Source organism: Kribbella sp. NBC_00382 (assembly GCF_036067295.1).
GTDB lineage: Bacteria > Actinomycetota > Actinomycetes > Propionibacteriales > Kribbellaceae > Kribbella.
Genome location: NZ_CP107954.1, coordinates 7254685 through 7280302, shown reverse-complemented (window position 1 = coordinate 7280302; position 25618 = coordinate 7254685). Strand labels below are relative to the sequence as shown.

Here is a 25618-nt window from a genome sequence, read left to right as displayed (position 1 = left end):
ATGCTCGGTTCACAGACTCTGGAGACCGGGATCGGCTTGGTCGCGATGTTCTTCATCATCGCGACGGCCGCATCCGCGATCACCGAAGTAGGATCTCGGCTGCTGAAGAAGCGTGCGAAGGACCTCGAGAAGACGATCGAGAGCATGCTCAGCGGCAAAGCACCGATCAAGAACAGCGCAGCGCTGGAGTCGCTGAAGAAGACGTCGGTCTGGGTGGCGGCGAGTGCGGCCGCTCGGCCGCGGGCCTTCAAGAAGAAGGCGAAAGGCCCGAGCTACCTGTCGGCCAAGATGTTCGCCGACGCGGTCACCGAAATGCTTGCCGACGGCCCGCAGCTTACGGATCTGACGAAACTCCCGAACCTCGACAAGCGGCTCCAGGCGCTCGTGCGCGAGGGCCGCGGCGATCTGCTGAGACTGAAGGCGGGGCTGGAGGCTTGGTACGACGAGGGCATGCAGAGGCTCGAAGGCAACTACAAACGCTGGGCGACCACGTTCCTGTTCGTCGTCGGGCTGGTGATCGCAGGAGTGGCGAATGCTTCGACGATCGACGTCGCCCAAGACCTGTGGCAGGGGACCGCTACCCGGCAGGCGGTCGGGGAGGCCGCCAGCAAAGTGGTGAAGGAAGGCGCGGACGCCTCACAGCTCGAATCGGTGGCTACGGCAACCGACAAGCTGGAGGAGCTTTCGCTTCCGGTTGGGTGGGGCACCGAGGACAAGGCGACCTGGTCCGCCGACCCATGGCCGTGGGAGTGGCACGGCTCCCAGTTGGCCACCGCCATGGGGTTTCTGCTGACTGGGCTCCTGGTCATGCTCGGCGGACCCTTCTGGTTCGACCTGCTGTCCAGGCTGGTCACCCTGCGCTCTTCCGGCACGAAGCCACCCTTGGCGACCGACGATCCCACGTCGGCTTCCGGGCGGCTGTCCACGGAATCGGTTGCTGCAGCTCCGGTACGGCGCGTCGTCGTCGGCCCTCCCGGAGCACCAGGCGGGAGCGGTGTACCTCCTGATGTCAATGCGGTGCTAGCAGAGCTGCTCGGACTGCAGCTACCCAACTCGTCTGCCGGAGAACCTGATGTACAGAACGGTTGACGTGCATGCGCTCGCGCCGGCCACGCCTGGGTTCCATCGCATTTGGCTTGGCGTTTTCAGTGAGGAGCCGCCAGAGAGTCTGCAGTGGAGGCTGAACGGACTTCCGGTACCTGACAACGACGTCCGTGAAGTCAGAGCCCTGACCAAGCTCGGCCTACCCGAGGTCGTGACCCGGACCGGCGTGTTCGAGCTACCTGCATCGGCTGGCGCTCGCCAGAACTATCGGCAGCCGGACACCGTCCAGGCGATCGCGGTCTGGCCCGGTCACCGCGACGAGAGCCTGCCGCTGACGACCCGTGTACTTCCTGAACGGCTGCCAAGCGGATACGGCGAGACCTTCAACGTCCTGGCTGTCTCGTGCTTCTACGAACCCGGCGATTCCGTCGGCAAGGCCGGTGCCTTGGTCGCGTCGCTGAGCCAGGATGACGCCACCCGGCCGCACCTCGTGCTGACGATGGGGGACCAGGTCTACCTGGACAACCCGCCGCTCAAGTCGGCGAAGCTGTTCGGCGACGAGGCACTCGCTCGGGCCTTCGAGGTCAAGTACCGGAAGAACTGGCAGGGCTCGGGCTACGCGCAGATCCTCCGCGCCGCTCCCATCGCCTCGCTCCCCGACGACCATGAGTACTGGAACAACTATCCGCAGCGCAGCGTCATGTCGCCGGCGACCGTGTTCGAGGCGGGCCTGACGAACTGGAGGGAGGCGGCTCGCGCCACGTTCGACGCGTTCCAGCTGGCGGAGACCGGCCGGTACTCGTACCGCATCGACGTGCCCCCGCTGTCGTTCTTCCTGCTCGACACTCGGACGTTCCGGACGGCCAGCAAGCGGGGCGCTGCGGGAAGCGGTGCCGGCGCTGATGATCTGGAGCTGTTCGACGCGTGGGTCGACGAGGTGATCCAGAGCAGTGAACTGCTTCCGGTACTGCTGACGGCCCCGTCGCTGTTCCAGTCACCGAAGACCTGGCCGGCCAAGCTGCTGGACGGCAACCTGGCCAATCTGACCGACTACCCGCACATCATGAAAGCGCTGGTCAGGCTCTCGGCGGCCGGTCGGCCGCCACTGGCGCTGACAGGCGACGTCCACTACGGCCGGGTCCTCTCGGCAACGCACTGGACCGGCAACAGGGATCGGCCGTGGAGCAAGCTGTACGAGGTCATCTCTTCGCCGGTGTCCCTGGTCGCCGGGCTCCCGAGAGGGGAGGCCAAGGCACCGGACCGGCACTTTCACGCCGAGGGCGTGGGGCTGCTGGACTGCTTGATGGAGTGGCCCACCAAGGACGCGGACAAGATGGGTGATCACGTCGCCTTGCTCAGGTTCAGCCAGAGTCAGACCGGCGTCGACGTGGACACCACCTACTGGATGATCAACGAACCCGGCCGGTCCATGAACCCGATCCACGCGCCTCGCTTCTCGTTGCGCCGGTTATAACGCCAAGGAGATCTGATGCTTACAGTTCGCGGCTCCTCAGCCCTCGACCCGGTGGAGCAGTTCCAGCAGGCCGACCGGGGTGTGGATGAGGACAATCTTCAGTGGGTGCAACGCCAACTGGACGAGTTGGGCCACGACCCGGACCAGCCGCCGGAAGCCACCTGGTTGCTGCTGGTGGGCGGTACCAGCATCTACGACTTCCGGCTGAGAGTTGCCCAGTCACATCTGCGGCACGACATGACGCCGAGCCATTGGTCGCATGCCGCGCTCATCTCCACCGTTGATCCGGCCCTCGGCGACAGCCTGCTGCTGGAGACGTCGCTGGATCCGCAGGAAGGGTTCCAGGTGCCGTCGATGTTCAACGGTGTCCAGGGCGCGACGCTCGACCGGTACGCCGATCCGGCGCAGTACCCGAACGTTGCCCTGATCAAGGTCCCGGTCGGACCGGACATGTGGCTCGGCGATCTCGAGAACCAGAAGTCGATCCTCGGCCAGTTCGCGGAGCAGCGCGTCGCGGTCGATGTGCCGAGCCTGATCCTGGAGTGGCTCGGGTTCGTGTGGGGAGCCGGTACGGCGGGCAACCCGATCCTGAGTGGGCACGGCATTCCGTCCGCGGCGGTGATCGAATCGCTGATCGGCGCGGCCGGGTACGACCTGTGTCCTGGGCTGGACAGTGCCGCCAGCTCGCCGGAGGCGTTCTGGCAGACGGCCAAGTGGTGGCAGGCGAGCGTGGAGAGCCTCAGTCTTCCGACGCTGCGGACCCGGTACTTCACCTCGGCGCAGGACGGTTCGGGGTCGACCGTCACGCCACCGACCCGCAAGCGCCCGGCGGCGAAGAAGGCGGCCCCGGCCAAGAAGGCAGCCGCGGCGAAGAAGGGGGCTGCGGCGAAGAAGGCGCCGGCGGCCCGGAAGAGAACCGCTCCGGAATCTGCGGCAGAGGGCATTGTTGACCTGATTCGCACCTCGCCGCCGCAGTTGCGGATGCAGGCGTCCAAGTACACGCAGGAGCTTTTCCGGCGGCGCTAGGGGTTGGTTCCTTGAGCCGGTGGTTGTGGCATCGTGCAGTGATGAGTATCGAGGTGCGGCCGGCTTCGGTCTTTGAGGATGTGCGGACCCTGGTCGGGCCGAGGCGGCCGGACGCCACGGTGTGCTGGTGCTTGAGCCACCGGATTCCGTCGAAGCTGAACAATCAGCTGCGTGGTCCGGAGCGTGGGGAGTACGTCGCTGAGCTCTGCCGTAAGGCGCCTGCTCCTGGGGTCATCGCGTATGACGGCGACGAGCCGGTTGGGTGGGCGGCGATCGCGCCCCGGTCGGAGACGTCGTTCGCGCGGACGACGCGGATCCAGCACGTTGATGACTTGCCCGTGTGGTCGCTCTGGTGCATCCGCGTGCGGCCTGGGCATCGTGGCGGTGGGTTGTCGCGGGTGCTGATCGATGGGGCTGTTGAATTTGCTCGGGTGAACGGCGCACCGGTTGTCGAGGCCTATCCGTTGGACAGCGGTGACGCGAAGGTCGATCTGACGATGGCGTACGCGGGTATCCGGAAGAACTTCGAGCGGGCGGGCTTTGTGAAGGTGGCGGACACGAAGTCGACGTTGGCGGGTCATCTCCGCGTGTTGATGCGGCTCGACCTGCGGTGAAACGCAAAGAACGGCGCCCCGAAGGACGCCGTTCTTTGAGGTTGATTCAGCTGAGTGTTGCGAGGGTGTCGTTCCACGTCTTCGACGGGCGCATGATGGCTGCGGCCTTTGCCGGGTCGGGCTGGTAGTAGCCGCCTAGGTCGACGGGGGAGCCCTGGACGGCGATCAGTTCGTCGACGATCGTCTGCTCGTTGGTGGCCAGGGTTTCGGCTGCTTGGGTGAAGGCCTTGGCGAGGTCGGCGTCGTCGGTTTGGGCGGCCAGTTCCTGGGCCCAGTACAGGCTCAGGTAGAAGTGGCTGCCGCGGTTGTCGATGCCGCCAACTCGGCGGGTGGGGGACTTGTCCTCGTTGAGGAAGGTCGCGGTGGCGCGGTCGAGGGTGTCGGCGAGGACCTGGGCGCGCGCGTTGCCGGTGGTCTGGGCCAGGTGCTCGAAGCTCGCGGCCAGGGCGAAGAACTCGCCGAGGCTGTCCCAGCGCAGGTAGTTCTCCTTCACCAGCTGCTGGACGTGCTTCGGCGCCGAGCCGCCCGCGCCGGTCTCGAACAGGCCGCCGCCGGCCATCAGCGGGACGACCGAGAGCATCTTCGCGCTGGTACCGAGCTCGAGGATCGGGAACAGGTCGGTCAGGTAGTCGCGCAGCACGTTGCCGGTGACGGAGATGGTGTTCTCGCCACGCCGGATCCGCTCGAGCGAGAACTTGATCGCGTCGACCGGCGCCAGGATCTTGATCTCCAGGCCCTCGGTGTCGTACTCGGTCAGGTACGACGTGACCTTCGTGATCAGCTTCGCGTCGTGCGCGCGAGTGTCGTCCAGCCAGAACACCGCCGGGTCGCCGGTGGCGCGGGCGCGGGTGACGGCCAGCTTGACCCAGTCGCGGATCGGCGCGTCCTTGGTCTGGCAGGCACGGAAGATGTCGCCGGCGGCAACTTCCTGCTCCAGTACTACGTTGCCGTCGGCATCGACCACGCGGACGGTGCCGGCCTGGGCCAGCTCGAAGGTCTTGTCGTGGCTGCCGTACTCCTCGGCCTTCTGCGCCATCAGGCCGACGTTCGGGACCGAGCCCATCGTCGACGGGTCGAAGGCGCCGTGCGCGCGACAGTCGTCGAGGACGACCTGGTAGATCCCGGCGTAGCTGCTGTCCGGCAGTACCGCGAGGGTGTCGTGCTCCTGGCCGTCGGCGCCCCACATGTGGCCCGAGCTGCGGATCATGGCCGGCATCGAGGCGTCGACGATCACGTCGGACGGTACGTGCAGGTTGGTGATGCCCTTGTCGGAGTCGACCATCGCGAGCGCCGGGCCGTCGGCCAGCTCGGCGTCGAAGGACGCCTTGATCGCGTCACCGTCGGCCAGCGCGGCCAGGCCGTTGTAGATCCCGCCGAGTCCGTCGTTCGCGGACAGGCCGGCCGCGGCCAGCGTCTCGCCGTACTGCGCGAAGGTCTTCGGGAAGAAGGCGCGGACGACGTGGCCGAACACGATCGGGTCGGACACCTTCATCATGGTGGCCTTCAGGTGCACCGAGAACAACACGCCCTCGGCCTTCGCGCGGGCGATCTGCGCGGTCAGGAACTCGTCCAGCGCGGCGACGTGCAGCACTGACGAGTCAACGACCTCGCCGGCCAGCACGGGGATCGACTCACGCAGTACGGAGGTCGTCCCGTCGGCGCCGGCGAACTCGATCCGCAGCGTGCCGTCGGCCTCGATCACCGTCGACGTCTCGGTCGAGCGGAAGTCGTCGGCGCCCATGGTGGCGACGTTCGTCTTCGAGTCGGCGGTCCAGGCGCCCATCCGGTGCGGGTGGGTCTGCGCGTACTTCTTCACCGAGGCGGGTGCGCGGCGGTCGGAGTTGCCCTCGCGCAGGACCGGGTTCACGGCCGAGCCCTTGGTGGAGTCGTAGCGGGCGCGGATGTCGCGCTCCTCGTCGGTCTTCGGCTCGTCCGGGTACTCCGGCAGCGCGTAGCCCTGCGACTGCAGCTCGGCGATCGCGGCCTTGAGCTGGGGGGCCGAGGCGGAGACGTTCGGCAGCTTGATGATGTTCGCGCCCGGCGTCTTGGTCAGCGCGCCGAGCTCGGCGAGCGCGTCCGGGATCCGCTGGTCTTCGGTCAGGTAGTCGCCGAAGACGGCGATGATCCGCCCGGCCAGCGAGATGTCCCGGGTCTCCACGCCCACACCGGCCTGTGCGGCGTACGCCTGGATCACCGGCAGGAACGAGTACGTCGCCAGGGCCGGGGCCTCGTCCGTATGGGTGTAGATGATGGTCGACTCAGTCACTCGCGTCTGTCCTCTGCTCCGTCGATGTCGCTCCTCGGGCCACCCCGGGGAGGCAACCCCACCTTAGTCGCCGGAGCGGGCGCGGCCGGAGGGGAGTGGTGATGCTCACGGCGATGGCCGCCGAGGTCTTCCGCAACCGGGCGATCCGGTTTACCTTCAAGGTCCGTGTGAGCGCTCTCACACGGGAATTCCCTCTCCCGCCCCGGAGGTGCAGTCGTGATACCCACCCCTGTCCAAACCCGCCGACGCCGTATGCGCTGGCGCGCGGCGATCGTCGCGCTCGTCCTGGCCGTCTGCTCGACCCTCCTGGTGGGCGGCGTAGCGACGGCGGCCGACGACTACACCCAGTCGGCTACCTCGCTGAACTCGACGCAGGCCCAGATCGCGTTCACCCCGACCACGGCAGCCCTGTACGTCGATGTCCACTACATCGTCACCGGACAGGGCCAGCAGAACTTCCGGATGGACCTGTCCGGCGGCACCTGGCGCAAGACGGTCGGCGGCCTTTCATCGGGCAGCGTGATCGACTACTGGTTCACGTACGAGAAGAGCGGACCGCAGTACGACACTCCGCACTTCAGCTACACGCACGGCGGTACGACCCCGCCGCAGACGGTCGCGACGCCGACCTTCTCGCCGGCCGGTGGCAACTACACCTCCGCCCAGACCGTGACGATCTCCACCTCCACCGCGGGCTCCACGATCCGCTACACGGTCGACGGCTCCACCCCGACCGCGTCCTCGACCCTGTACTCCGGGCCGATCAGCGTGCCCACGTCGCGGACGATCAACGCGATCGGCCTCAAGTCGGGCCTGACGAACTCGGCCGTCGGCAGCGCGTCGTACACGATCGGCTCGGTACCGACCGGGTGCACGACGCAGCCCGACGTACCGAACTTCGGCCCGAACACGCGCATCTTCGACCCGGGCATGTCGGCCGCGACCATCCAGGCCCAGCTCGACACGGACTTCAACAACCAGAAGGACACGCTGACCGCGCAGATGGCCAACCGCCGGGTCGCGCACCTGTTCAAGCCCGGCGCGTACAGCGTGCACGACGACGTCGGCTACTACACCTCGGTCGCCGGCCTCGGCCAGAACCCCGGCGACGTGGTCATCAACGGCGCGATCACGGTCGACGCCTTCAACGCCTCCGACCAGGGCGTGGCCCTGCAGAACTTCTGGCGGTCCGCCGAGAACATGGCCGTGAACCCGGTCGGCGGCTCGGATCGCTGGGCGGTCGCGCAGGCAGCGCCGTTCCGCCGGATGGACATCCGCGGCAACCTGCAGCTCTACCCGGCCAGCTATGGCTTCGCCAGCGGCGGCTACATCGCCGACACGAAGGTGTCCGGCCAGACGGCGTCCATCTCGCAGCAGCAGTGGTACACACGGGACAGCAACCTCGGCAGCTGGGCCGGCGGCGTGTGGAACATGGTGTTCTCCGGTACTACGGGCGCTCCCGCCACCACCTTCCCGAACCCGCCCGAGACGACCCTCGCCACCACGCCGGTCTCGCGGGACGTGCCCTACCTCTACATCGATGGCGCTGGGAAGTACCGGGTGTTCACGCCGTCGCTGCGGACCAACGCCTCGGGCGCCAGCTGGGCGAACGGCTCGACTCCGGGGACGTCGATCCCGATGAGCCAGTTCTACGTGGTCAAGGGTGGCGACACCGCGTCGTCCATCAACTCGGCCCTCGCGGCAGGCTGCAACCTGTTCTTCACGCCGGGCGTCTACCACCTCAACCAGACGCTCAACGTGACGCGGGCCAACACTGTTGTCCTCGGCATCGGTTACCCGACGCTGATCCCCGACGGCGGCGTGAACGCGATGCAGGTCGCGGACGTCGACGGCGTACGGATCAAGGGCCTGCTGTTCGACGCCGGTACGACGAACAGCGCCGCGCTGCTGACCGTCGGGCCGTCGGGCTCATCGGCTGGTCACGCGGCGAACCCGACCACGCTGCAGGACGTGTTCTTCCGGATCGGCGGCTCGATCGCCGGCCACGCGACCACGAGCCTTGTGGTCAACAGCAACAACGTGATCATCGACCACATCTGGGCCTGGCGGGCCGACCACGGCAACGCGGGCACCTGGGGCTGGACGCAGGCCACCGCGGACACCGGATTGCTTGTCAACGGCAACAACGTGCTGGCGAGCGGGTTGTTCGTCGAGCACTACCAGAAGTCCCAGGTGATCTGGAACGGGCAGGGCGGCAAGACGATCTTCTTCCAGAACGAGATGCCGTACGACGTACCGAACCAGGCGAGCTGGAACCGGCCTGGCGGGAAGGCGGGCTATCCGGCGTACAAGGTCGGCGACAACGTCACCTCGCACGAGGCCTGGGGACTGGGGAGCTACAACTTCTTCAACGTCAACCCGTCCGTCAGCGCCTACAACGCCTTCGAGGTACCCAACAACGCCAATGTCCGCTTCCACAGCCTCTGCACGGTCTCCCTCAACTACCAGGGCGTGATCACCCACGTCATCAACGACACCGGAGCAGTCACTCCGCCCGGCACCGTGCCGGTCAACGTGGTGAACTACCCCTAGGCCGAAAGGGGTGGTGACGGTGGTGCGGATGCTGGGTCCGGGCGAGTCGGAGCAGGAGTACACGGCTCGCGGAAGCCGGATGTTCTTCAAGGCGCTGGCCGGCCAGGACGACGGTGACCTGTCGCTGATGGAGCGCACCCTGCCGGTCGGCGGACGCCGGCCTCCGCCCCACCGCCATACCAACGCCGGCCATGGACGCCTACTTCGCCGAACTGCACGACCTCTGGAACCGCGGCGAGCCACCGACGCCCGATGAAGAACGGGAGTTGATGGCTCGCTTCGGGATGGAGAAGGCTTAGCCCAGTACGCTGCTGGGATGCGAGGCGTGGGTGAGTAAGGGCTGGTGGTGGCTCGTGGCGGGCGCGGTGGTCGTCGCGGCGTGGGCTGCGCGTGGGGGAGACTCGCCTTCCCCGGAGGCTGCTTCCCGGCCCAGTACGTCGGCTACGCCTCAGGCTCAGCCTACGAAGCCGACGAAGCCGACTGCCACGGAGAAGCCGAGTCCGACGGCGGCGGCCCCGAATGCGCAGCGGGACGACTGGTTCAACAACTACGATCCGGCGGAGTTCGCGGTACCGGTTCGGAAGTACGCGGGCAAGGCCGGGATCAGCAGTCAGTTGCTGATGGCAATCTTGTACAACGAGGCGTACAAGCCGCACGATCCGCAGTTGGAGCGGTCCTGGCAGCACATCAAGGAAGACTCCGCGTTCGGGATCGCCAACATGCATCGGGCGGCCTTCGACGACACCAAGCGTGGGCGGTTCAGTAAGCGGCAGTGGGAAGAGCTGCCCGATCATCCCGACCTTGCGATCGAGGCAGCCGCCTGGCATCTCCATGACCTGGCCAGGCGACTGCCGGACCGGCGTACCAGCAAGTTCAGCAAAGACGAATTGCTTGCCCTGGGCTACAACACGGGTGCGGGGAATATGCGGGCCTTCGCGACCGGTGCCACCCCGGGTGCTCAAGCGCAGTCGTACCTCGACAACCTGCACGAGAACTGGGACAAAGCCGCGAAGGCCGTCAAGTAGTTAGCAGTTCAAGGTGCCAGCGCGGAGCGCGTGATTGCTCGTGTTGTCGTCGTCGGACCACAGCACCGCCTTGTGGCCGCCGGAGCAGGTCGGTGAGATGGCGAACCCCTCATTGTTCAGGTTGGACATGCCGGACGGCCGGCTGTACGTCGCCGTGACCGCGAACTTGCCCTGCGCGTTGACGTCGAGCGTCTTGGTCTGCCCCGAGCAACCGTTGTCGCAGACTGCCCACAAGTGACCGGTCGCGCCGTCGAACTCGAGATCCATCACCTCTGAGAAGCCACTGCTGATCGTGGCGACCCGGGTGTAGCTGCTGTTGGACTGGTTGAGCGCATAAGCGTAGATCGTGCCGTTGTCCTCGAGGCCGACGAAGTACAGGCCGCTGCCGTGGCCCGGATAGCTAGCGGGGGAGTAGGCGGCGCCGGTGTGCTCGTCACGGAAGGCGTGGGCGGTGAGGAACGAGTCGGGGATCCACGAGATGCCCTCGAGACCGCCGTTGGGGTCGACGTCGGGCAGGTCGGCGGTGAGGTTCCACTCGGCGTTGGCGTTGGCGTTGAGCGTCGACGACGAGGAGCCGGCGTCGAAGCGGAGTACCTTCAGCAGGCTGTCGTCATTGTTGTCGTTGTCCCGCTCGGTCGCGGCTACCAGACCGTCGGGCGAGACGACGACACCTTCGGCATCCGGGTCGCCCTTGCCGTTCCTGTAGTGCAGCGTCCGCGCACCCACCGGGTCCGGCTTCCAGGTGACGCCGTTGGGAATGAGCTTGTACGCCTTGCCCGGGCCGTTGTCGACAGCCCACAAGACGCTCGCGCTCTGGAACGACAGGCCGCTCAGGTTCTTGCCGAAGACGTTGCTCGCGTCGGCGGTGGTGACGGCGGAGCCTCCCGGCCATGTTGTCGCGGCCCAGCTGTACGAAGTACCGGAGATCCCGAGTCCCGCGACCGCCACGGCCACGATCCCGGCGCGCGCTTTTCCAAGCCAGCTCATCTTCTGTCCTCTCGAAGGGGGCAACCCTCCGAGTCTGCGGTGAGCGAGCGACTACCGGCTGAACACGCGCTGTCGAAAAGCAGTCGCGTCCGAGCCGAGTCCGTCGCGGCGTTCTGGGTGCATGATCGGATCCATGGAAACCAGGGGTGGGCTCGAATCGATGATCACCGGCTACCGGCTCTCCGCGGCGCTCAGCGTCGCGGCAGAGCTCGGGCTGTCGGACGAACTGGCGAAGACGCCGCGGACCGTCGCCGAATTGGCGACCACGGCGGGGGTGGACGAGGAGACCTTGGAGCGGCTGGTGCAGGCGCTCGTCGCGATCGGCGTCTACGCGGAGAAGGACGGCGCCGTCAGCAACACGGAGCTCGGCGAGATGCTGCGATCGGACGTCCCCGGTACCCTCCGGCCGCTCGCGCGGACGCTGCAGGATCCCGCGCTCTGGGCGGCCTGGGGGCATCTCGGGCACAGCGTCCGTACCGGTGAGAACGCCTTCGAGGCCTTGCACGGCGTCGACGTCTGGACGCATCGGCAGCACCAGCCGGAGCACAACGAGATCTTCAACGACAACATGACCGCGCTCAGCTGGAAGATCGCGGCGGCGGTCGCGGCGACCTACGACTTCGCCGGCGTCCGTACGGTGGTCGACGTCGGCGGCGGCAAGGGCATCGTGCTGGACGCAGTACTCAGTGCCAACGACCAGCTGGTCGGCACGGTCTTCGACCAGGAACACGTCGTCGCCACCGAGCCGGTGTCGCCTGCCGTCACCTCGAGGTGGTCGGCAGCCGTCGGCGACTTCTTCAAAGAAGTGCCACCCGCTGACGTCTACCTGCTCAAGTCGATCCTGCACGACTGGCCGGACGACCGCTGCGTCGACATCCTCCGCGTCTGCGCCCGCTCCCTCAACCCGGGCGGCGCGGTCCTGGTGATCGAAACGATCCTCGACCGCCCCGGCCAAGAGGCCCAGGCGGCCTTCTCCGACATCAACATGCTGGTCATGCCCGGCGGCCGGGAACGCACCGCGGACCAGTACGCGGAACTCTTCACCGCCGCCGGCCTGCGGCAGACCCGCGTCATCGACACCCCCAGCCGGATGTCGATCGTCGAGGCCCGTTAGCGCCAGGCCGCGCCGGGGCCTTTGACGTACTGCGTCCAGACGAATCGCCACGGGATGACGGCGATGATGACGACGATGAAGGAGCAGGTGAACAGGACACTGCCGGTCTCCGTATCCACGTCGCCGGCGATGAGGTGGGGGAGGGCGACCGCGGCGAGCCAGATGAGTTTCCAGAGCACCTCGAACACCAGGATCGGGAGCAGCTTGACTGGGTAGCGCAGGCCGAGGATCGCCAGCAGCGACATCGCTGTCAGCAGGCAGGCGACGACGCCTTCCATCACGGGCAGAGAGCGGGCGTCCTGGAGAACGACCGGCCATTTGACGATGATCAGGCCGATCGCCATGAACGCGTAGCCGGCACGCAGCACGTTCAGCCGGCGGGTGGACAACTCTTCGGGCTTCAGTACTTCTAGGTGGCTCATGCCTCAGAGTGGGCCCGTCGGCCCGGTTCGCCTAATGGCGTTGCTGTTTGTGGGAAATGAAGAAGGTCCGGACTGTGGCCGGGTCGATCCCGTGGGGGTGGTGGTCGGCGCCGGGACGCACGACTACCTGCGACGGGCCGGTGTAGTTCGCCAGGAGGGGGACAGAGTTTTCGTTGGCCGGTACGGCACGGTCGGCGTCTCCGTAGGCGACCAGGAGCGGGATGCGGGCGGCGGCGATCAGGGCGAGTTTGCTGATCGGGCTGATCGCGGCGACACCGTCGAGGTCGGCCGGGTCGAGCGCGTAGACCTTCAGCATTTGTTGCCACTCGGTGGGGGCCGGGCGCGCGTCGCCCAGGCCTCCGGGCCAGCTGCGGAGATCGCAGACCGCGTTGTCGAGGTAGATGGCGCTGACGCAGTCGGGATGGGCTGCTGCCCAGGAGATCGCATAGAGGCCGCCTCGGCTGAGCGCGATCAGGCCGGGTCGCGGGTCGAAGCCGAGCTCGTCGACCAGGAACCGGTACGCCGACCACCAAGCGGCCATCGCAACGGGATCGCCGTACCGATCGGGAACCTCGACATAAACCAGATGCCAGCCCGCATCGAGCATCGCCACGTCGGCATCGTCGAAAGCGCCAAGGAACTCCGCCCGCCACACCCAGGGCAGTCCGGACGCCGGCTCGACACCAGGCGGCGGACTGATGATCCGGACGGTGACGCCGTCGATCTCGCGCGTTGACAGTGGATACCGGTCCCGATAGGTCGTCACAGCAACCAACCATGGCACGATGGCGTCGTGCGGCTCATCTCGGGTGCGTTGGCAGGTGGCGACGAGGCGATGGAGTTGGCTGTTGCTCATGCGATGGTCCGGCGAGCATCCACCGGTGACCTGACCGAGGCGCTGCGGATCTACCGCCCGACAGCCCCCGTCGTGGTGTTCGGCCGCCGGGATACGCGCCTCCCCGGCTTCGATGCGGCGGTCCGATCCGCCCGCGCAGCCGGGTTCGAACCGTTGGTACGGGCCGTCGGCGGCCGCCCGGTCGCGTACACCCCGGAAGCTCTCGTGATCGACCACGTCAAGCACGAGCCGCTCGCACCGGACGGCCTGGAGAGCAGATTCCAGTACTTCGGTGACCTGTACGCCGACATCCTCCGCGACTCCGGCATCGACGCCCGCGTCGGCGCGGTACCCGGGGAGTACTGCCCAGGCGCCCACAGCGTCAACGCCCGCGGCGTCGTCAAGCTCGTCGGCACCGGCCAACGCGTAGTCCGCAACGCCTGGCTCTTCAGCGCCCTGGTCATCCTCGGCGCCGACACCCAACTCCGCCCACTCCTCAGCGACATCTACCGCCACCTCGACCTCCCGTTCGACGCGTCCTCGGTCGGCTCGCTGAAATCAGAGCTACCCAACTTCGACCCGGACACCTTCGAGCAAAAGGTCACCACCGCGTACGGAGTACAGGAAGAACCAGCTCAACTCGACGACGCGACCATCGAGCTGGCCGCGACGCTGTCCGCCGACCACCGGGCGTAGCGGGATCCCGCTCCCCGGGTAGCGATTACTTAACGGCGTGAATAATCCTGCCTCTGGGATCTTGACATCACCTGCCACAGGCATGAGGGTTCCAATATCCTATCCGATCTGTGGTTCTCGCCGGGGGCTGAACGAGCCACAAAGAGAGGTCATCGCTCATGTCCAGGTTCCTTCGTAACAAGACGAGGCGAGGCATCCTCGCGGGGGTTCTCGTCGCCGCCGTCGTCCCGATCGGGTTGACCGCCTCCGCCGCTCAAGGGCCGGGCGGAGCCAAGCCCGCGCCGAGTGCCGCGGACGCCAAGACCAAGACCACCACCAGTACTACGGCCGGCAGCATCTCGATGCCGGCGAACGTCATCACCGCGGCGAGCCCGTCACTCGGGCCCGCGGGAGCGCAAGCGGCCAAGCCCTACATGGGCTGGAGCAGCTACAGCATGCAGGTGTACTCCAACGACGGCAGCAACTGGATCAACGAGGCCCAGCTCACCGCCCAGTCGGACGCGATGCACAAGAAGCTGCAGCCGTACGGATACAACCGGATCAACATCGACGCGGCCTGGAACAGCGGCACCGACGCGTACGGCCGGCCCGTACCGAGCGCCAAGCTGTACCCGCACGGCCTGCCGGCGCTGATCAAGCACATCCACGACAACGGCCAGAAGGTCGGCATCTACAGCATCCCCGGGATCTCGAAGGCGGTGCTGGACGCCAACTATCCCGTCTACGGCGCCCCCGAGTGCCGGACCGGCAACCTGGCCAAGCAGCCGCTGCAGCAGGGCGACTACTGGGGCTTCGGCTACCGCGTCGACATGGCCAACCCGTGCGCGCAGAAGTACATCGACTCGATCGTCGACCTGATGGCCTCGTGGGGCGTCGACCTGCTGAAGTTCGACAGCGTCACCCCGGGCTCGGGCAAGAACGACCTGTCCCTCGACGCTCGCGAAGAGGTCAAGGGCTGGTCGCAGGCGCTGGCCCGGCACAAGATGTGGCTGGAGCTGTCCTGGGCGCTCGACATCAACTACGCCGACTACTGGAAGTCGGTCGCGAACGGCTGGCGGGTCGAGTGGGACGTCGAGTGCTACTGCCCTGGTGAGGCACTCACGGCCTGGCCGAACATCAACCGGCTGTTCCCGAAGGCCGCCGACTGGTGGCGGCACGCTGGCCCTGGTGGCTGGAACGACTTCGACTCGCTGAATGTCGGCAACGGCACGATGGACGGGATGACCAAGGACGAGCGCCGTACCGCGGCCACGCTGTGGGCCGTCTCGGCGGCACCGTTCTACATCGGCAACGACATGACCAAGCTGGACTCGTACGGGCTCGAGCTGCTCACGAACCCCGAGGTCATCGCGGTCAACCAGGCCGGACGTCCGGCGCAGCCCGTGTCGACCAAGACGAACAAGCAGGTCTGGTACTCGCTCAACGCCGACAGCTCGTACACGGTCGCGCTGTTCAACCTCGGTACCACCGAGGCCAACATGACGGCGAACTTCGCGGACCTCGGTCTGGACGGCTCGGCGACGGTCCGCGACCTGTGGGCGCGCCGCGATCTGGGTCAGTACAACGGCAGCTACACCGCGGCAGTCGTACCCCCGCACGGCGTTCGGCTGTTCAAGGTCACGCCGGCGAAGAAGGCCGCGATCCGGGTCAACGACGACGACCTGCGCGTCGCGTACGACGGTGTCTGGACGCGGAACAACAACAACGAGGTACCGGCCGTATCTGAGCCGCTGACGGTCGACGTGACGGACACCGGCACCCAGACCCCGCCGGTCGCGGGCAACGGTGGCACCCGGACCGTCGAGTTGAACAACGACAACTCGGGCATCGTCTACACGGGTTCGTGGAGCCGTAGTACCGGGCGTGGACTGGGTGACTACCAGGACGACGTCCAGTACACCGAGGCCAACGGCGACGCGTTCTCGTACAGCTTCGTCGGCAACGGCGTCGACTACATCACCGAGAAGGATCCGTCCCAAGGTGAGGTCGAGATCTACGTCGACGGCGCACTGAAGGCGACCGTGGACACCCACGCCGACACGCGATCGACGCAGCAGACGGTGTTCAGCATCTCGGATCTGCCGAACGGCAGCCACACGATCCGCGGCGTGAAGAAGTCGGGCCAGTTCATGCTCGTCGACAAGCTGGTGATCCGGCAGGAGAGCCTGCTGAACCCCGGTACGGCGTCCTTCGACAAGCAGGCCCAGGCCGACGTCAGCACCGAGATCGCCCGCGATCCCGGCGAGCTGCTTTCGGTTGCCAACGGCACCAAGGTGCTGGTCAAGGGCACCGACTACACCGTCGCGGGCAAGGTCGTGACGATCAAGAAGGCGTACCTCGCGGCCCAGCCGGTCGGCAGTACGAAGCTGGACTTCAGCTTCAAGGGTGACTACCGCGACGACGTGCACGCGGCCACCGCCGACGGCGCGGCCTTCGAGTTCGCCTTCAAGGGCGTCAGCGTCGACTGGGTCACCGCGCTGGCTCCGGACCAGGGCAACGCCGACGTCTTCATCGACGGCAAGCTCGTCACCCGGGTCAACCTGCACGGCGATGCCCGGCTCACCCAGCAGCAGGTGTTCAGCAAGGCCGGCCTGACGAACGGCAACCACACCCTTCGCATCGTGAAGGTGTCCGGCGACGTACTGCGGAACGACATGCTCCGCTACACCCTCGCCAAGTAACTGACTTGGGGTGGCCCGGCAACGGGCCGCCCCAAGAGGTGCCCCGCCAGAGATCGTCAGCCGCTCACCGATCGCTCAACTTAACCGTTTCGGGGAGGATCTTCCCCAGGTCTGGGGAAGATCCTCCCCCCGATCCGGCGCATTTCCCTCCCCAACCGCCTTACCCTGAAGGGTTTTTTGCTCCGCGGCAGGTTGACCAAGTCTGCTGGCGGGTTGTCCGGCGGCCGGCGACCCATGGAGGTCAGTCGCTGAAGCTGCGGCTTTCGCTAGCGAGGAGCGGGTCCGCTGACGGGTTTTTGTACCGCTGGCGTGATGTTTGACGCCAGCGGCCCCAAAACCTGCCATAGGCGACCCACGAAGGTGCCGGCCGGTGATGGGCCACGCCTCATGGCTGGCCGTGCTCGTCGCGGGCCGCAATACGGGTGCGCCGGGCAATGTCTGGTTGGTCTGTCATTTGTTGCCGGTCTTGTCAGCGGCTCCGGGATAGCTGCGTCTTTCCCTGGTCGTGGTGGTGAGTGTCAAGGGTCGAACTTGTTCGATCCCGAAGGGACGCGAAGCGCCCTTGATACCCACCGGCTCGACTAGGACACTCAAGCAGCCCGGCGACGCGATCCACAGCCCCTTGGGTGGGGAAGACGGATGGCGGCAGGCCCGGCGACGCGATCCACAGCCCCCTACCAACAGCACCCCCAACGGGCCCTAGACGAAGGCCGACTGGCCGGTGATCGCGCGGCCGACGATCAGGGTGTTCATCTCCCGGGTGCCTTCGTAGGAGTAGATCGCCTCGGCGTCGGCGACGAACCGGCCGACGTTGTGTTCGAGCAGGATGCCGTTGCCGCCCAGGAGTTCACGGGCGTAGCCGACGGTTTCGCGCATCCGGACGGTGCAGAACATCTTGGCGAGCGAGGCGTGTTCGTCGTACGCGAGGCCGGCGTCCTGGAGCTGGGACAGCCGCGTGCACAGGGTGGCGGAGGCCGTTGTGTTGGCCAGCATCTTGACGAGTAGATCCTGGACGAGCTGGAACGACGCGATCGGCTGCCCGAACTGTTGCCTCTGGCCCGCATAGTCCAGGGCTTGACGGTACGCGCCGCGGGCACACCCGACGGCCATCCAGGCGACGCCGGCCCGGGTCATCAGCAGCACCTTGGCGGTGTCCCGGAAGGTGTTGGCGTTGGCCAGCCGGTTCTCTTCCGGCACGCGGGCGTCGGTGAGGGTGATGTGCGCGTTCTGGACCACCCGCAAGGCCATCTTGTCCTCGATCTTGCTGGTGCTGAAGCCCGGCGTCTCCTTCTCGACCACGAAGCCCTTGACCTGACCGTCGGCCTCGTCCCGGGCCCAGATCACCGTCAGGTCGGCGAAGGTCGCGTTGCCGATCCACTTCTTCTCGCCGTTCAGCACCCAGCTGTCGCCGTCGCGCCGCGCGGTCGTCTGCAGCCCGCCCGACGCGCCGGACCCGACGCCCGGCTCGGTCAGCCCGAAGGCGCCGATCAGCTCCAGGGTCGCCATCCGCGGTAGCCACCGTTGCTTCTGCTCCTCGGATCCACACAGGTAGATCGACCCCATCGCGAGGCCGCCGTGGACGCCGCAGAAGGTCGCAATCGACGGATCGGCGGTGGCCAGCTCCATCGCGATCAGCCCGTCCATCAGGAAGCTGCGTCCTGGGCAGCCGTAGCCCTGGTACGGCGTACCGGCGATGCCGAGCGCGCGGATCGCGGGCAGCAGCTCGAACGGGAACGTCGCCCGCGACCAGTGCTCGTTGATGATCGGCGCGACCTGCTTGTCGCCGAAGTCCCGTACTGCGTGCAGCAGCTGCCGATCCTCGTCGTCGAGCAGGGCCTCCAGCAGGTAGAAGTCGATCGGGTCGGTGCTCATATCCACTCCTCAGCCAGGAACTCAGCTCGACAGGAACTTGGTGATGACCGGCGTCAGCGTCGGCGCCTCCGTCACCAGTTCCACCTGCCCGCCCGGGTAAACGTGAAGCTCGGCGCGCTGGATCCGGCTTCGTTGGCTGAGCGGTGGCCTGATCCGGACATCGGGGTCGGCTGATCTTGACCGCCCGGCGAGCCGCACCTACGGTCTGAATCGATTCAGGGAATCCAGCCGAAGGAGCCGTCATGCGTGGTTCAGGTCGAATGCTGCTGGATTTCCTGCTGGCGATCGCCGGGTTGGCAGCAATCTCGCCGGCGCCCGCGGGCGCAGTACCGGCGAAGACTCCACCGCTGACGACTCCATGGACCGCGTCCGCGCTGAACGGAACTCCGTTGCCGGAGTACCCGCGCCCGCAGATGACCCGACCCGATTGGGCAAACCTCAACGGTGAATGGGAACTGCAGCAGTCCACAACCGACACCCCGCCGGTCTTCGGGGCGACCCTGCCCGAGCGAGTGAACGTCCCCTTCGCGGTCGAGACGGCGCTGTCCGGCATCATGCGCGCCGCCAACGACAACCGCCACTACCTCACCTACCGCCGCGCCTTCACCATCCCGGCCGGCTGGAACGGCCGCCGGGTGAACCTCAACTTCGGCGCCGTCGACTGGCGCACCACCGTCTGGGTCAACGGCCAGCAGGTCGGCGAGCACACCGGCGGCTACGACTCCTTCGTGTACGACATCACGCCGCAACTCAACGGCGGCAGCAACGAACTGGTCGTCCGCGTCTTCGACCCCACGGACAGCGGCGCCGACCGTCCGCTGCTCGGCAAGCAGTCCATCAACCCCGGCGGCGTGCTCTACACCCCGACGTCAGGCATCTGGCAAACAGTCTGGCTGGAGCCGACTCCGGTGTCGTCGATCTTCAGCGCCGATACCTATCCCAACCTGGCCAACAGCACCTTGCGCACGCACGTCTTCACGTCCGGCAACACCACCGGCTTCACCGTGTACGCCGAAGCGCTCAGCGGCTCAACTGTCGTCGGCACCGCGACCGGCAACCCAGGTACCGACTTCTCCGTCCCTGTTCCGAACCCACGCCTCTGGACGCCCGAAGACCCGTACCTCTACAACCTCCGACTCACCCTCCGCAACGCGGCCGGCCAGGCCGTCGACACCACGATGAACTACTTCGGCATGCGCGAGATCGGCACCAAGCTCATCGACGGCCGGTTGATGCCGACCCTCAACGGCCAGTTCGTCTTCCAGGCCGGCACTCTCGACCAGGGCTACTGGCCCGACGGCGGCATGACGCCACCGACCGACGCTGCGTTGAGCTTCGACCTGGAGAAGCAGAAGGAGCTCGGCTTCAACATGGTGCGCAAGCACATGAAGGTCGAATCCCAGCGCTGGTACTACGCGGCCGACCGCCTCGGTCTCCTGGTCTGGCAGGACGTGCCCGCCCAGCAGTACTACGCGTCCCGCACGCCGGCGCAGCTTGCCGAGCAGGAGCAGGAGATGCGCAACATCGTCGACCAGCACCGCAGCTCGCCGTCCGTGATCATGTACGTGATCTACAACGAAGGCTGGGGCGAGCCGGCTCCGGCAGACGTGGTACGGATCTCCAACTCGATCAAGTCCTACGACCCGACCCGTCTGGTCAACGCGTCGACCGGCTACAACATCACTGCGAACAACGACACGGGCGCCGGCCAGGTCGACGACCAGCACAACTATCCCGGGCCCGACTCCGGGCACGCGTCGACGACCAGGATCGCCGTCACCGGCGAGTACGGCTCGCTGGCACTGCGGACACCCGGCCATGAGTACAGCCCGCGGGGCGACTACGGGTGGGGTGAGCTGTTCACGTCCGGTACCGCGATGACAGATCGGTACGTCGGAATGGCGGCCAAGTTGCAAGGCCTGATCCGGACCAAGGGCACCAGCGCCGGCGTCTTCACCGAGATCAGCGACGTCGAAGGCGAACCGGTCGGCTTCTACACCTACGACCGCCAAGTGACGAAGTACGACTGGCCCCGGGTCCGCGCAGCGAACCTCGCCCTGATCGCCATGTCACGCACGATGAACAACGGCGGTGGCGGCAGCCCGGCGACGGTCTACGACGAACTGCCCGCCGGCTACACCAGCTGCGCGGCCGAGGGCCAGACCTGCTCGTTCTCCGGCCCACGCCGAGTCGCCTACGGCGCAGGCAACTATTCCTACAGAACCGCAACCAGTACTACGGCATGCAACGGCGCCGCGTTCGGCGGTACCGACCCAGCCCCCGGAATCCTCAAGTCCTGCTACGTCGCGCCGCAAGGCGGCCCAACAGGCTGGACGCAATGCGCGACCGAGGGCGGCACCTGCAACCCCGGCGGCCCGGCAAGAATTGCCTATGGCAACAACGGCCAGTTCAACTACGTGACGGCTCAAGGCTCGACCGCCTGTACGAACGGCGTCTTCCAGGACCCCTTCGCCGGCGTCGCCAAGTCTTGCTATGTCGCGCCGACTGGGGGCCCGAGCTCGGCCTGGGTCCAATGCGGCAACGAAGGCGCCACCTGCGCAGTCGAGAGCGGCTCGGTGGTGGCGTACGGCGCGAAGGGTGCGTTCAGGTATAACAGTGCCCTGGCCGGCAACGCGTCCTGCGCCAGCGCGACCTTCGGAGGTGACCCGATCGCCAACGTGGCCAAGGCTTGTTACGTGCGCAACGGCGGCCCGACCGGCTTCGGCGCACCTTGCGCGTCCGAGAACGGTGTCTGTACGTTCGCAGGCTTCCGCACGGTCGCCTACGGCGGCCGCGGCTCCTTCGTCTACAAGTCCTTCACCGGCAGCGCGCCCTGCAACTCGACCTTCAGCGGCTTCGACAACGATCCCGCCTTCAAGGTCGTCAAGTCCTGCTACCTGACGCCATGACGACGCCATGAAGAGACCTCGCCGGGTGACCCTGATCGATGTCGCGACGCATGTGGGCATGTCCCGCAGCGCGGTCTCGATGGCGCTCTCGGATCACCCGGAGATCGCGGCCGGCACCAAGGAGCGCGTCCGGACCGCTGCGCAGCAGCTCGGTTACGTCACCAACTCCGCGGCTCGCGCGCTGCGATCGCAGTCGTCGGGATCGATCGCGCTGATCGTTCCCGACACCGGCCCGCACACGTTCGGCCATCCGTACTTCATGCACCTGCTCGTCGGGGTCACGGACGTCTGCGGCGAGCACAACGCGAACGTGATCATCTCGGCGAACAAGGACGAGGGCAACAGCGTCGCGGCCTACGACCGAGTACTCCGGTCGCGTGCTGCCGATGGCGCGATCGTGACCGTGGCGACGGTCGAGGATCCACATCTGAGCGCATTGGTCGAGTCGGGGCTTCCGGTAGTACTGATGGGGCGGTTTCCGCAGTTGCCCGAGGCGGTCAGTGTCGGCATCGATGACCGGGACGGGGCGCGGCAGGTGACCGAGCATCTGATCGTCGCGCACCAGCGGCGTCGGCTGGTGCATCTCGGTGGTCCGCCGGGGCATCAGGTGACGATCGAACGAGAGGAAGGGTTCCGCCAGGCGCTCAAGGCCGCGGGGCTCAAGTCGGCGGGCGAGTCGACAGGTGACTTCACCGAGGAGTCGGGACGGGCACTGACTCGGCAGCTCATTGCTTCGGGCAAGCGGTTCGATGCGATCTTCGCGGCCAACGATGAGATGGCGTACGGCGCGATGACCGAGCTGCGGGACGGCGGTCTCGACGTACCGGGGGAGGTGTCGATCGTGGGCTTCGACGACTTCGGCTTAGCACGAGTGACTACTCCCGGTATCACCACTGTCCACATCCCGGCCGAGGAACTGGCCCGGGCCGCGACCGTGAGACTCTTCCAGTTGATCGGTGGCGTCCGGCCTGCGGAACCCCACCTGATGCTCCCTCTCGAAGTGGTTCTCCGAGGGTCCTGCGGCTGCTTGTGAATTAACTCTCAAGAGTTGGGATTCGGGCCCTGGGCAACCTAGAATGGTTAGGTAAGGCTTGCCTAATCTGAACTGGGGAGATCTGTGAGAGACCTCCGAGTCGCCGTCGTCGGCGCCGGGCCTGCGGGAATCTACGCGGCTGACATCCTGACCAAGGAACACGAGACCGCCACGGTCGATCTGATCGAGCGGCTGCCCGCTCCGTTCGGCCTGGTCCGGTACGGCGTCGCGCCGGATCATCCGCGGATCAAGGAGATCATCAAGGCGCTGCACCGGGTGGTCGGCCGGGACCGGATCAGGTTCCTCGGCAACGTCGAGTACGGCGCCGACCTGAAGCTCGAGGACCTGCGCCGGCACTACGACGCGGTGATCTTCGCGACCGGCGCGATCACCGACCGCGAGCTCGACATCCCGGGCATCGATCTTCCGGGCAACCACGGCGCCGCCGACTTCGTCAGCTGGTACGCCGGCCATCCCGACGTACCGCGTGACTGGCCGCTGGAGGCTCGCCACGTCGCGGTCCTCGGCGCCGGCAACGTGGCGCTCGACGTCGCCCGGATGCTGGCCAAGCCGGCCGACGAGCAGCTCACCACCGAGATCGCGGACAACGTGTACCGGGGGCTGAAGGCCAACCAGGCCACCGACGTGCACGTCTTCGCCCGGCGCGGTCCGGCGCAGATCAAGTTCACCCCGATGGAGCTGCGCGAACTCTCGCACTCGCCGGCCGTCGACGTGATCGTGCACCCCGAGGGCTTCGAGATCGACGAGGCGAGCCAGCAGGCGATCAACTCCAACAAGGGCACGCGGCTGATGGTCGACACGCTGCTGAAGTACCTCGAGGCCGAGCCGACCGGAGCTGAGCACCGAATCCACATCCACCTGTGCCAGGCGCCTGTCGAGGTGCTCGGGACCGATCGGGTCGAGGGGCTGCGGACCGAGCGGACCGAGCTTCAGGGTGATGGCACGGTGAAGGGCACTGGCGTGTACGTCGATACGCCGGTGCAGGCCGTTTACCGCGCGGTCGGATACCTGTCCTCGCATCTGCCGGGGGTGCCGTTCGACCACCAGGCCGGCGTGATCGTCAACGACCGTGGCCGGGTCCTCGACATCGACGACGTACCGCTGACCGGGCTCTACACCACGGGCTGGATCAAGCGCGGCCCGATCGGGCTGATCGGTCACACCAAGTCGGACGCGGCCGAGACGATCGCCAGCCTGCTGGCCGACCTCGACGGTCTGCCGCGGCCCGAGATCTCCGACCCGGACGCGATCCTGGCCCACCTCGCCGACCGCGGCGCGACCGTCGTGGACGCCGATGGCTGGTCCCGCCTCGACGCCCACGAGCAGTCCCTCGGCCAGCCCCACGGCCGCGAACGCATCAAGGTCGTACCCCGCGAAGAGATGATCGAGGCAGCCACGCGCCAGCCATGATCGGGCGGCCGGCCGCGAGGTAATCGAGGCGGCCGGCCGGCAGGCGTGATCGGGGCGCGCGCCTGCACCCGGTGACGCTCAGGCGAGGCGGATCCGGAAGATGGCTTCGCGGGCCTCGTGGCCGTCGACGGCCATCGGGATCGTCTTGGCGGTGAGCAGTTCGAGCTGGACGGTGCCGTCGCCGGGCAGCCAGTCGATCCGGTCGATGCCGTTGGCAAAGACCTTGTGCTCGTCGGGCTGACCGGTGGCCTGGTCGTAGTTGGCGTTGTTGGTGTCGGCCGTCCAGATCACCAGGTGGCCACGATCGTGGTGCGCCATCACCTGCTCGCGATGGGTCTTCTTGTGCAGGTCCCATTCGTCGCGCAGGTTCGGGTTCTGGCCGCCGTTGTAGGCGCCGGCGATGTAGTGCGAGTTGATCATCACGAACTTCAGCCCCGGGTACGCCGGATGCTCGACCGCGACCTCGTTGATCCATCGCGGGGGAGTCACTCCGCTGATGCCGGGGTGCACGAAGGTCGCCTGCGAGTTGACGACGGTCCACGGCTGCGGGACGGAGATCGGCACCCGGTACGACGTGTCGTGGTGCAGGAACGCGTTCTGGTAGGCGTCGCCGAAGTACTGCGAGATGATCGCCGGCTCGCCGCTGTCGCCCTCGCTGATCTCCTGCCAGCCGACGAACGGGCGGTTGCCGGGATCGCCGTTGCGCACGTCGCGGATCGCCGCCTCCCGCGCGCCGAGGTTCTTGCGGCCGATGTTGGCCGTGATGACCGGGAGCCGAACCCAGTCGCTCGCAGCCTGAGCCGGTCGCGGCCTAGCCGCCGAATCGGGTCGGCCCTTGGCTGCCGAAGCCGACTCGGCCCCGGCCACCGAGCCGAGGGTCGCGGCGCCGGCGAGCGCTCCACCACCGAGCATCAGGGCCTGACGTCTGCTGATCTTGTGACTCATTGCTACCTCCGCTGTGTCATTGGGCGTTGACGGCGGGTACGACGTACAGCATCGCGGATCGGTTTCATCGATCGCGTCGGGCCTGCACAAGTCCGTCGGCGAGCGCGAGCGCGTGGAGGCGTCCGGGGCAGGCGTGTGGGCCGGCACCGAAGGGGGTTTCGGTCAGGTCGATCTCCACGGTCGTGCCGTCGGGGGCAACGCGTCGGGTGAGAGGCACCGGTGGGTCGGTGCGGTCGGCGAGGGTGTTCTCGACCAGAGTTTTGGTGGCGTCACAGGCCTGCACCAGCAGGGCAATCAGGTTCGCAGCTCGCTCGTCGTCGGAGCCGAGGACGCGTACTAGGCGGGCCGCGGCCTGGTCTGCCTCGGGGGTGATCGTGGTGTGCGGTTGGTAGGACTTGGCGATCACGGCGATGTCGTCGGCGATCGTGGGTGGGAGGCCGAGGGCTTCGGCCAGTACTTCGACCGGGCCGGTGCCTCGGCGGATTGCCAAAGCACGCAGCTCGGATGGGTCGATTTCAGCCAGCGCGGCCACCGCGAGTGCCCGTCGGCGTTCATGGGTCGCGCCGTTGCTGAAGCGCGCGACGGATGAACGCAACCAGGCGACCCCAGTCGGGGCAGGCGGCGTGGTCGGTACGAGGTAGCTCGGATCGGTCAGCACGTGAAGCACCGTACGACTCGAGTACTTCGGTCC

The 25618-nt window shown here is 67.0% G+C and carries 20 protein-coding genes; 13 read left to right on the top strand and 7 right to left on the bottom strand.

Features of this window, described 5'->3' with window-relative positions:
• The 4 genes from OHA70_RS34325 to OHA70_RS34310 are packed head-to-tail and all read left to right on the top strand — an operon-like array spanning position 1 to position 4158.
• Positions 1–1089, top strand: coding sequence for a hypothetical protein (locus OHA70_RS34325; RefSeq protein WP_328324863.1), 1089 nt, complete (start codon positions 1–3; stop codon positions 1087–1089).
• Positions 1073–2518: an alkaline phosphatase D family protein gene (locus OHA70_RS34320; RefSeq protein WP_328324861.1), complete on the top strand. Its 1446-nt coding sequence runs from the start codon at positions 1073–1075 to the stop codon at positions 2516–2518. The genes OHA70_RS34325 and OHA70_RS34320 overlap by 17 nt, the downstream gene beginning before the upstream one ends.
• Positions 2519–2533: 15 nt before the next feature.
• Positions 2534–3544, top strand: coding sequence for a hypothetical protein (locus tag OHA70_RS34315; RefSeq protein WP_328324859.1), 1011 nt, complete (start codon positions 2534–2536; stop codon positions 3542–3544).
• Positions 3545–3585: 41 nt separating this feature from the next.
• On the top strand, positions 3586–4158 hold the full coding sequence (locus tag OHA70_RS34310) for a GNAT family N-acetyltransferase (protein WP_328324857.1): 573 nt from the start codon (positions 3586–3588) through the stop codon (positions 4156–4158).
• Between the two features lie 46 nt (positions 4159–4204).
• Here the strand turns inward: OHA70_RS34310 and OHA70_RS34305 are convergent, their stop codons facing one another.
• Positions 4205–6424, bottom strand: coding sequence for an NADP-dependent isocitrate dehydrogenase (locus OHA70_RS34305; RefSeq protein WP_328324854.1), 2220 nt, complete (start codon positions 6422–6424; stop codon positions 4205–4207).
• 216 nt (positions 6425–6640) lie between these two features.
• Between OHA70_RS34305 and OHA70_RS34300 the strand changes: the two genes are divergently transcribed.
• The 3 genes from OHA70_RS34300 to OHA70_RS34290 all read left to right on the top strand — a co-directional run bounded on the left by OHA70_RS34300 (position 6641) and on the right by OHA70_RS34290 (position 10002).
• On the top strand, positions 6641–8977 hold the full coding sequence (locus OHA70_RS34300; protein WP_328324852.1) for a chitobiase/beta-hexosaminidase C-terminal domain-containing protein: 2337 nt from the start codon (positions 6641–6643) through the stop codon (positions 8975–8977).
• Positions 8978–8996: 19 nt separating this feature from the next.
• Positions 8997–9233: a hypothetical protein gene (locus OHA70_RS34295; protein ID WP_328324850.1), complete on the top strand. Its 237-nt coding sequence runs from the start codon at positions 8997–8999 to the stop codon at positions 9231–9233.
• Between the two features lie 73 nt (positions 9234–9306).
• Complete coding sequence (locus OHA70_RS34290) at positions 9307–10002, top strand: transglycosylase SLT domain-containing protein (RefSeq protein WP_328324848.1); 696 nt, start codon at positions 9307–9309, stop codon at positions 10000–10002.
• On the opposite strand, the gene OHA70_RS34285 is transcribed toward OHA70_RS34290, so the two are convergent.
• Positions 10003–10989, bottom strand: a complete 987-nt coding sequence (locus OHA70_RS34285; protein WP_328324846.1) for a hypothetical protein — start codon at positions 10987–10989, stop codon at positions 10003–10005.
• 133 nt (positions 10990–11122) lie between these two features.
• Between OHA70_RS34285 and OHA70_RS34280 the strand changes: the two genes are divergently transcribed.
• Positions 11123–12103: a methyltransferase gene (locus OHA70_RS34280; RefSeq protein ID WP_328324843.1), complete on the top strand. Its 981-nt coding sequence runs from the start codon at positions 11123–11125 to the stop codon at positions 12101–12103.
• Here the strand turns inward: OHA70_RS34280 and OHA70_RS34275 are convergent.
• Positions 12100–12525 carry a hypothetical protein gene (locus OHA70_RS34275; RefSeq protein ID WP_328324841.1) on the bottom strand — a complete coding sequence of 142 codons (426 nt, stop codon included), beginning with the start codon at positions 12523–12525 and terminating at the stop codon, positions 12100–12102. The genes OHA70_RS34280 and OHA70_RS34275 overlap by 4 nt on opposite strands.
• A 31-nt stretch (positions 12526–12556) precedes the next feature.
• Positions 12557–13291, bottom strand: coding sequence for an alpha/beta fold hydrolase (locus OHA70_RS34270; RefSeq protein ID WP_328324839.1), 735 nt, complete (start codon positions 13289–13291; stop codon positions 12557–12559).
• Positions 13292–13318: 27 nt separating this feature from the next.
• On the opposite strand from OHA70_RS34270, the gene OHA70_RS34265 reads away from it, so the two are divergent.
• Both OHA70_RS34265 and OHA70_RS34260 read left to right on the top strand, forming a co-directional pair.
• Positions 13319–14056 (top strand): lipoate--protein ligase family protein, encoded by a 738-nt coding sequence (locus tag OHA70_RS34265; RefSeq protein WP_328324837.1) that lies wholly within the window; start codon positions 13319–13321, stop codon positions 14054–14056.
• 158 nt (positions 14057–14214) lie between these two features.
• Positions 14215–16737, top strand: coding sequence for a X2-like carbohydrate binding domain-containing protein (locus tag OHA70_RS34260; protein ID WP_328324835.1), 2523 nt, complete (start codon positions 14215–14217; stop codon positions 16735–16737).
• Between the two features lie 699 nt (positions 16738–17436).
• Here the strand turns inward: OHA70_RS34260 and OHA70_RS34255 are convergent.
• The gene (locus OHA70_RS34255) at positions 17437–18609 is read right to left on the bottom strand and encodes an acyl-CoA dehydrogenase family protein (protein WP_328324833.1); all 1173 of its coding nucleotides are present in this window, start codon (positions 18607–18609) and stop codon (positions 17437–17439) included.
• A gap of 242 nt (positions 18610–18851) precedes the next feature.
• Here OHA70_RS34255 and OHA70_RS34250 point away from each other — a divergent pair, with 242 nt between their 5' ends.
• The 3 genes from OHA70_RS34250 (at position 18852) to OHA70_RS34240 (ending at position 23982) form a co-directional block, all read left to right on the top strand.
• Positions 18852–21518, top strand: a complete 2667-nt coding sequence (locus OHA70_RS34250) for a glycoside hydrolase family 2 protein (RefSeq protein WP_328324831.1) — start codon at positions 18852–18854, stop codon at positions 21516–21518.
• Between the two features lie 7 nt (positions 21519–21525).
• A complete protein-coding gene (locus OHA70_RS34245) occupies positions 21526–22551 on the top strand; it encodes a LacI family DNA-binding transcriptional regulator (RefSeq protein ID WP_328324829.1) in 1026 nt (341 codons plus the stop codon).
• A gap of 84 nt (positions 22552–22635) precedes the next feature.
• A complete protein-coding gene (locus tag OHA70_RS34240) occupies positions 22636–23982 on the top strand; it encodes an FAD-dependent oxidoreductase (protein ID WP_328324827.1) in 1347 nt (448 codons plus the stop codon).
• Between the two features lie 78 nt (positions 23983–24060).
• On the opposite strand, the gene OHA70_RS34235 is transcribed toward OHA70_RS34240, so the two are convergent.
• Together OHA70_RS34235 and OHA70_RS34230 are read right to left on the bottom strand one after the other, a co-directional pair.
• Complete coding sequence (locus OHA70_RS34235) at positions 24061–24927, bottom strand: hypothetical protein (RefSeq protein ID WP_328324826.1); 867 nt, start codon at positions 24925–24927, stop codon at positions 24061–24063.
• Between the two features lie 64 nt (positions 24928–24991).
• Positions 24992–25585 (bottom strand): hypothetical protein, encoded by a 594-nt coding sequence (locus OHA70_RS34230; RefSeq protein WP_328324824.1) that lies wholly within the window; start codon positions 25583–25585, stop codon positions 24992–24994.
• Between the last annotated feature and the right edge of the window lie 33 nt (positions 25586–25618).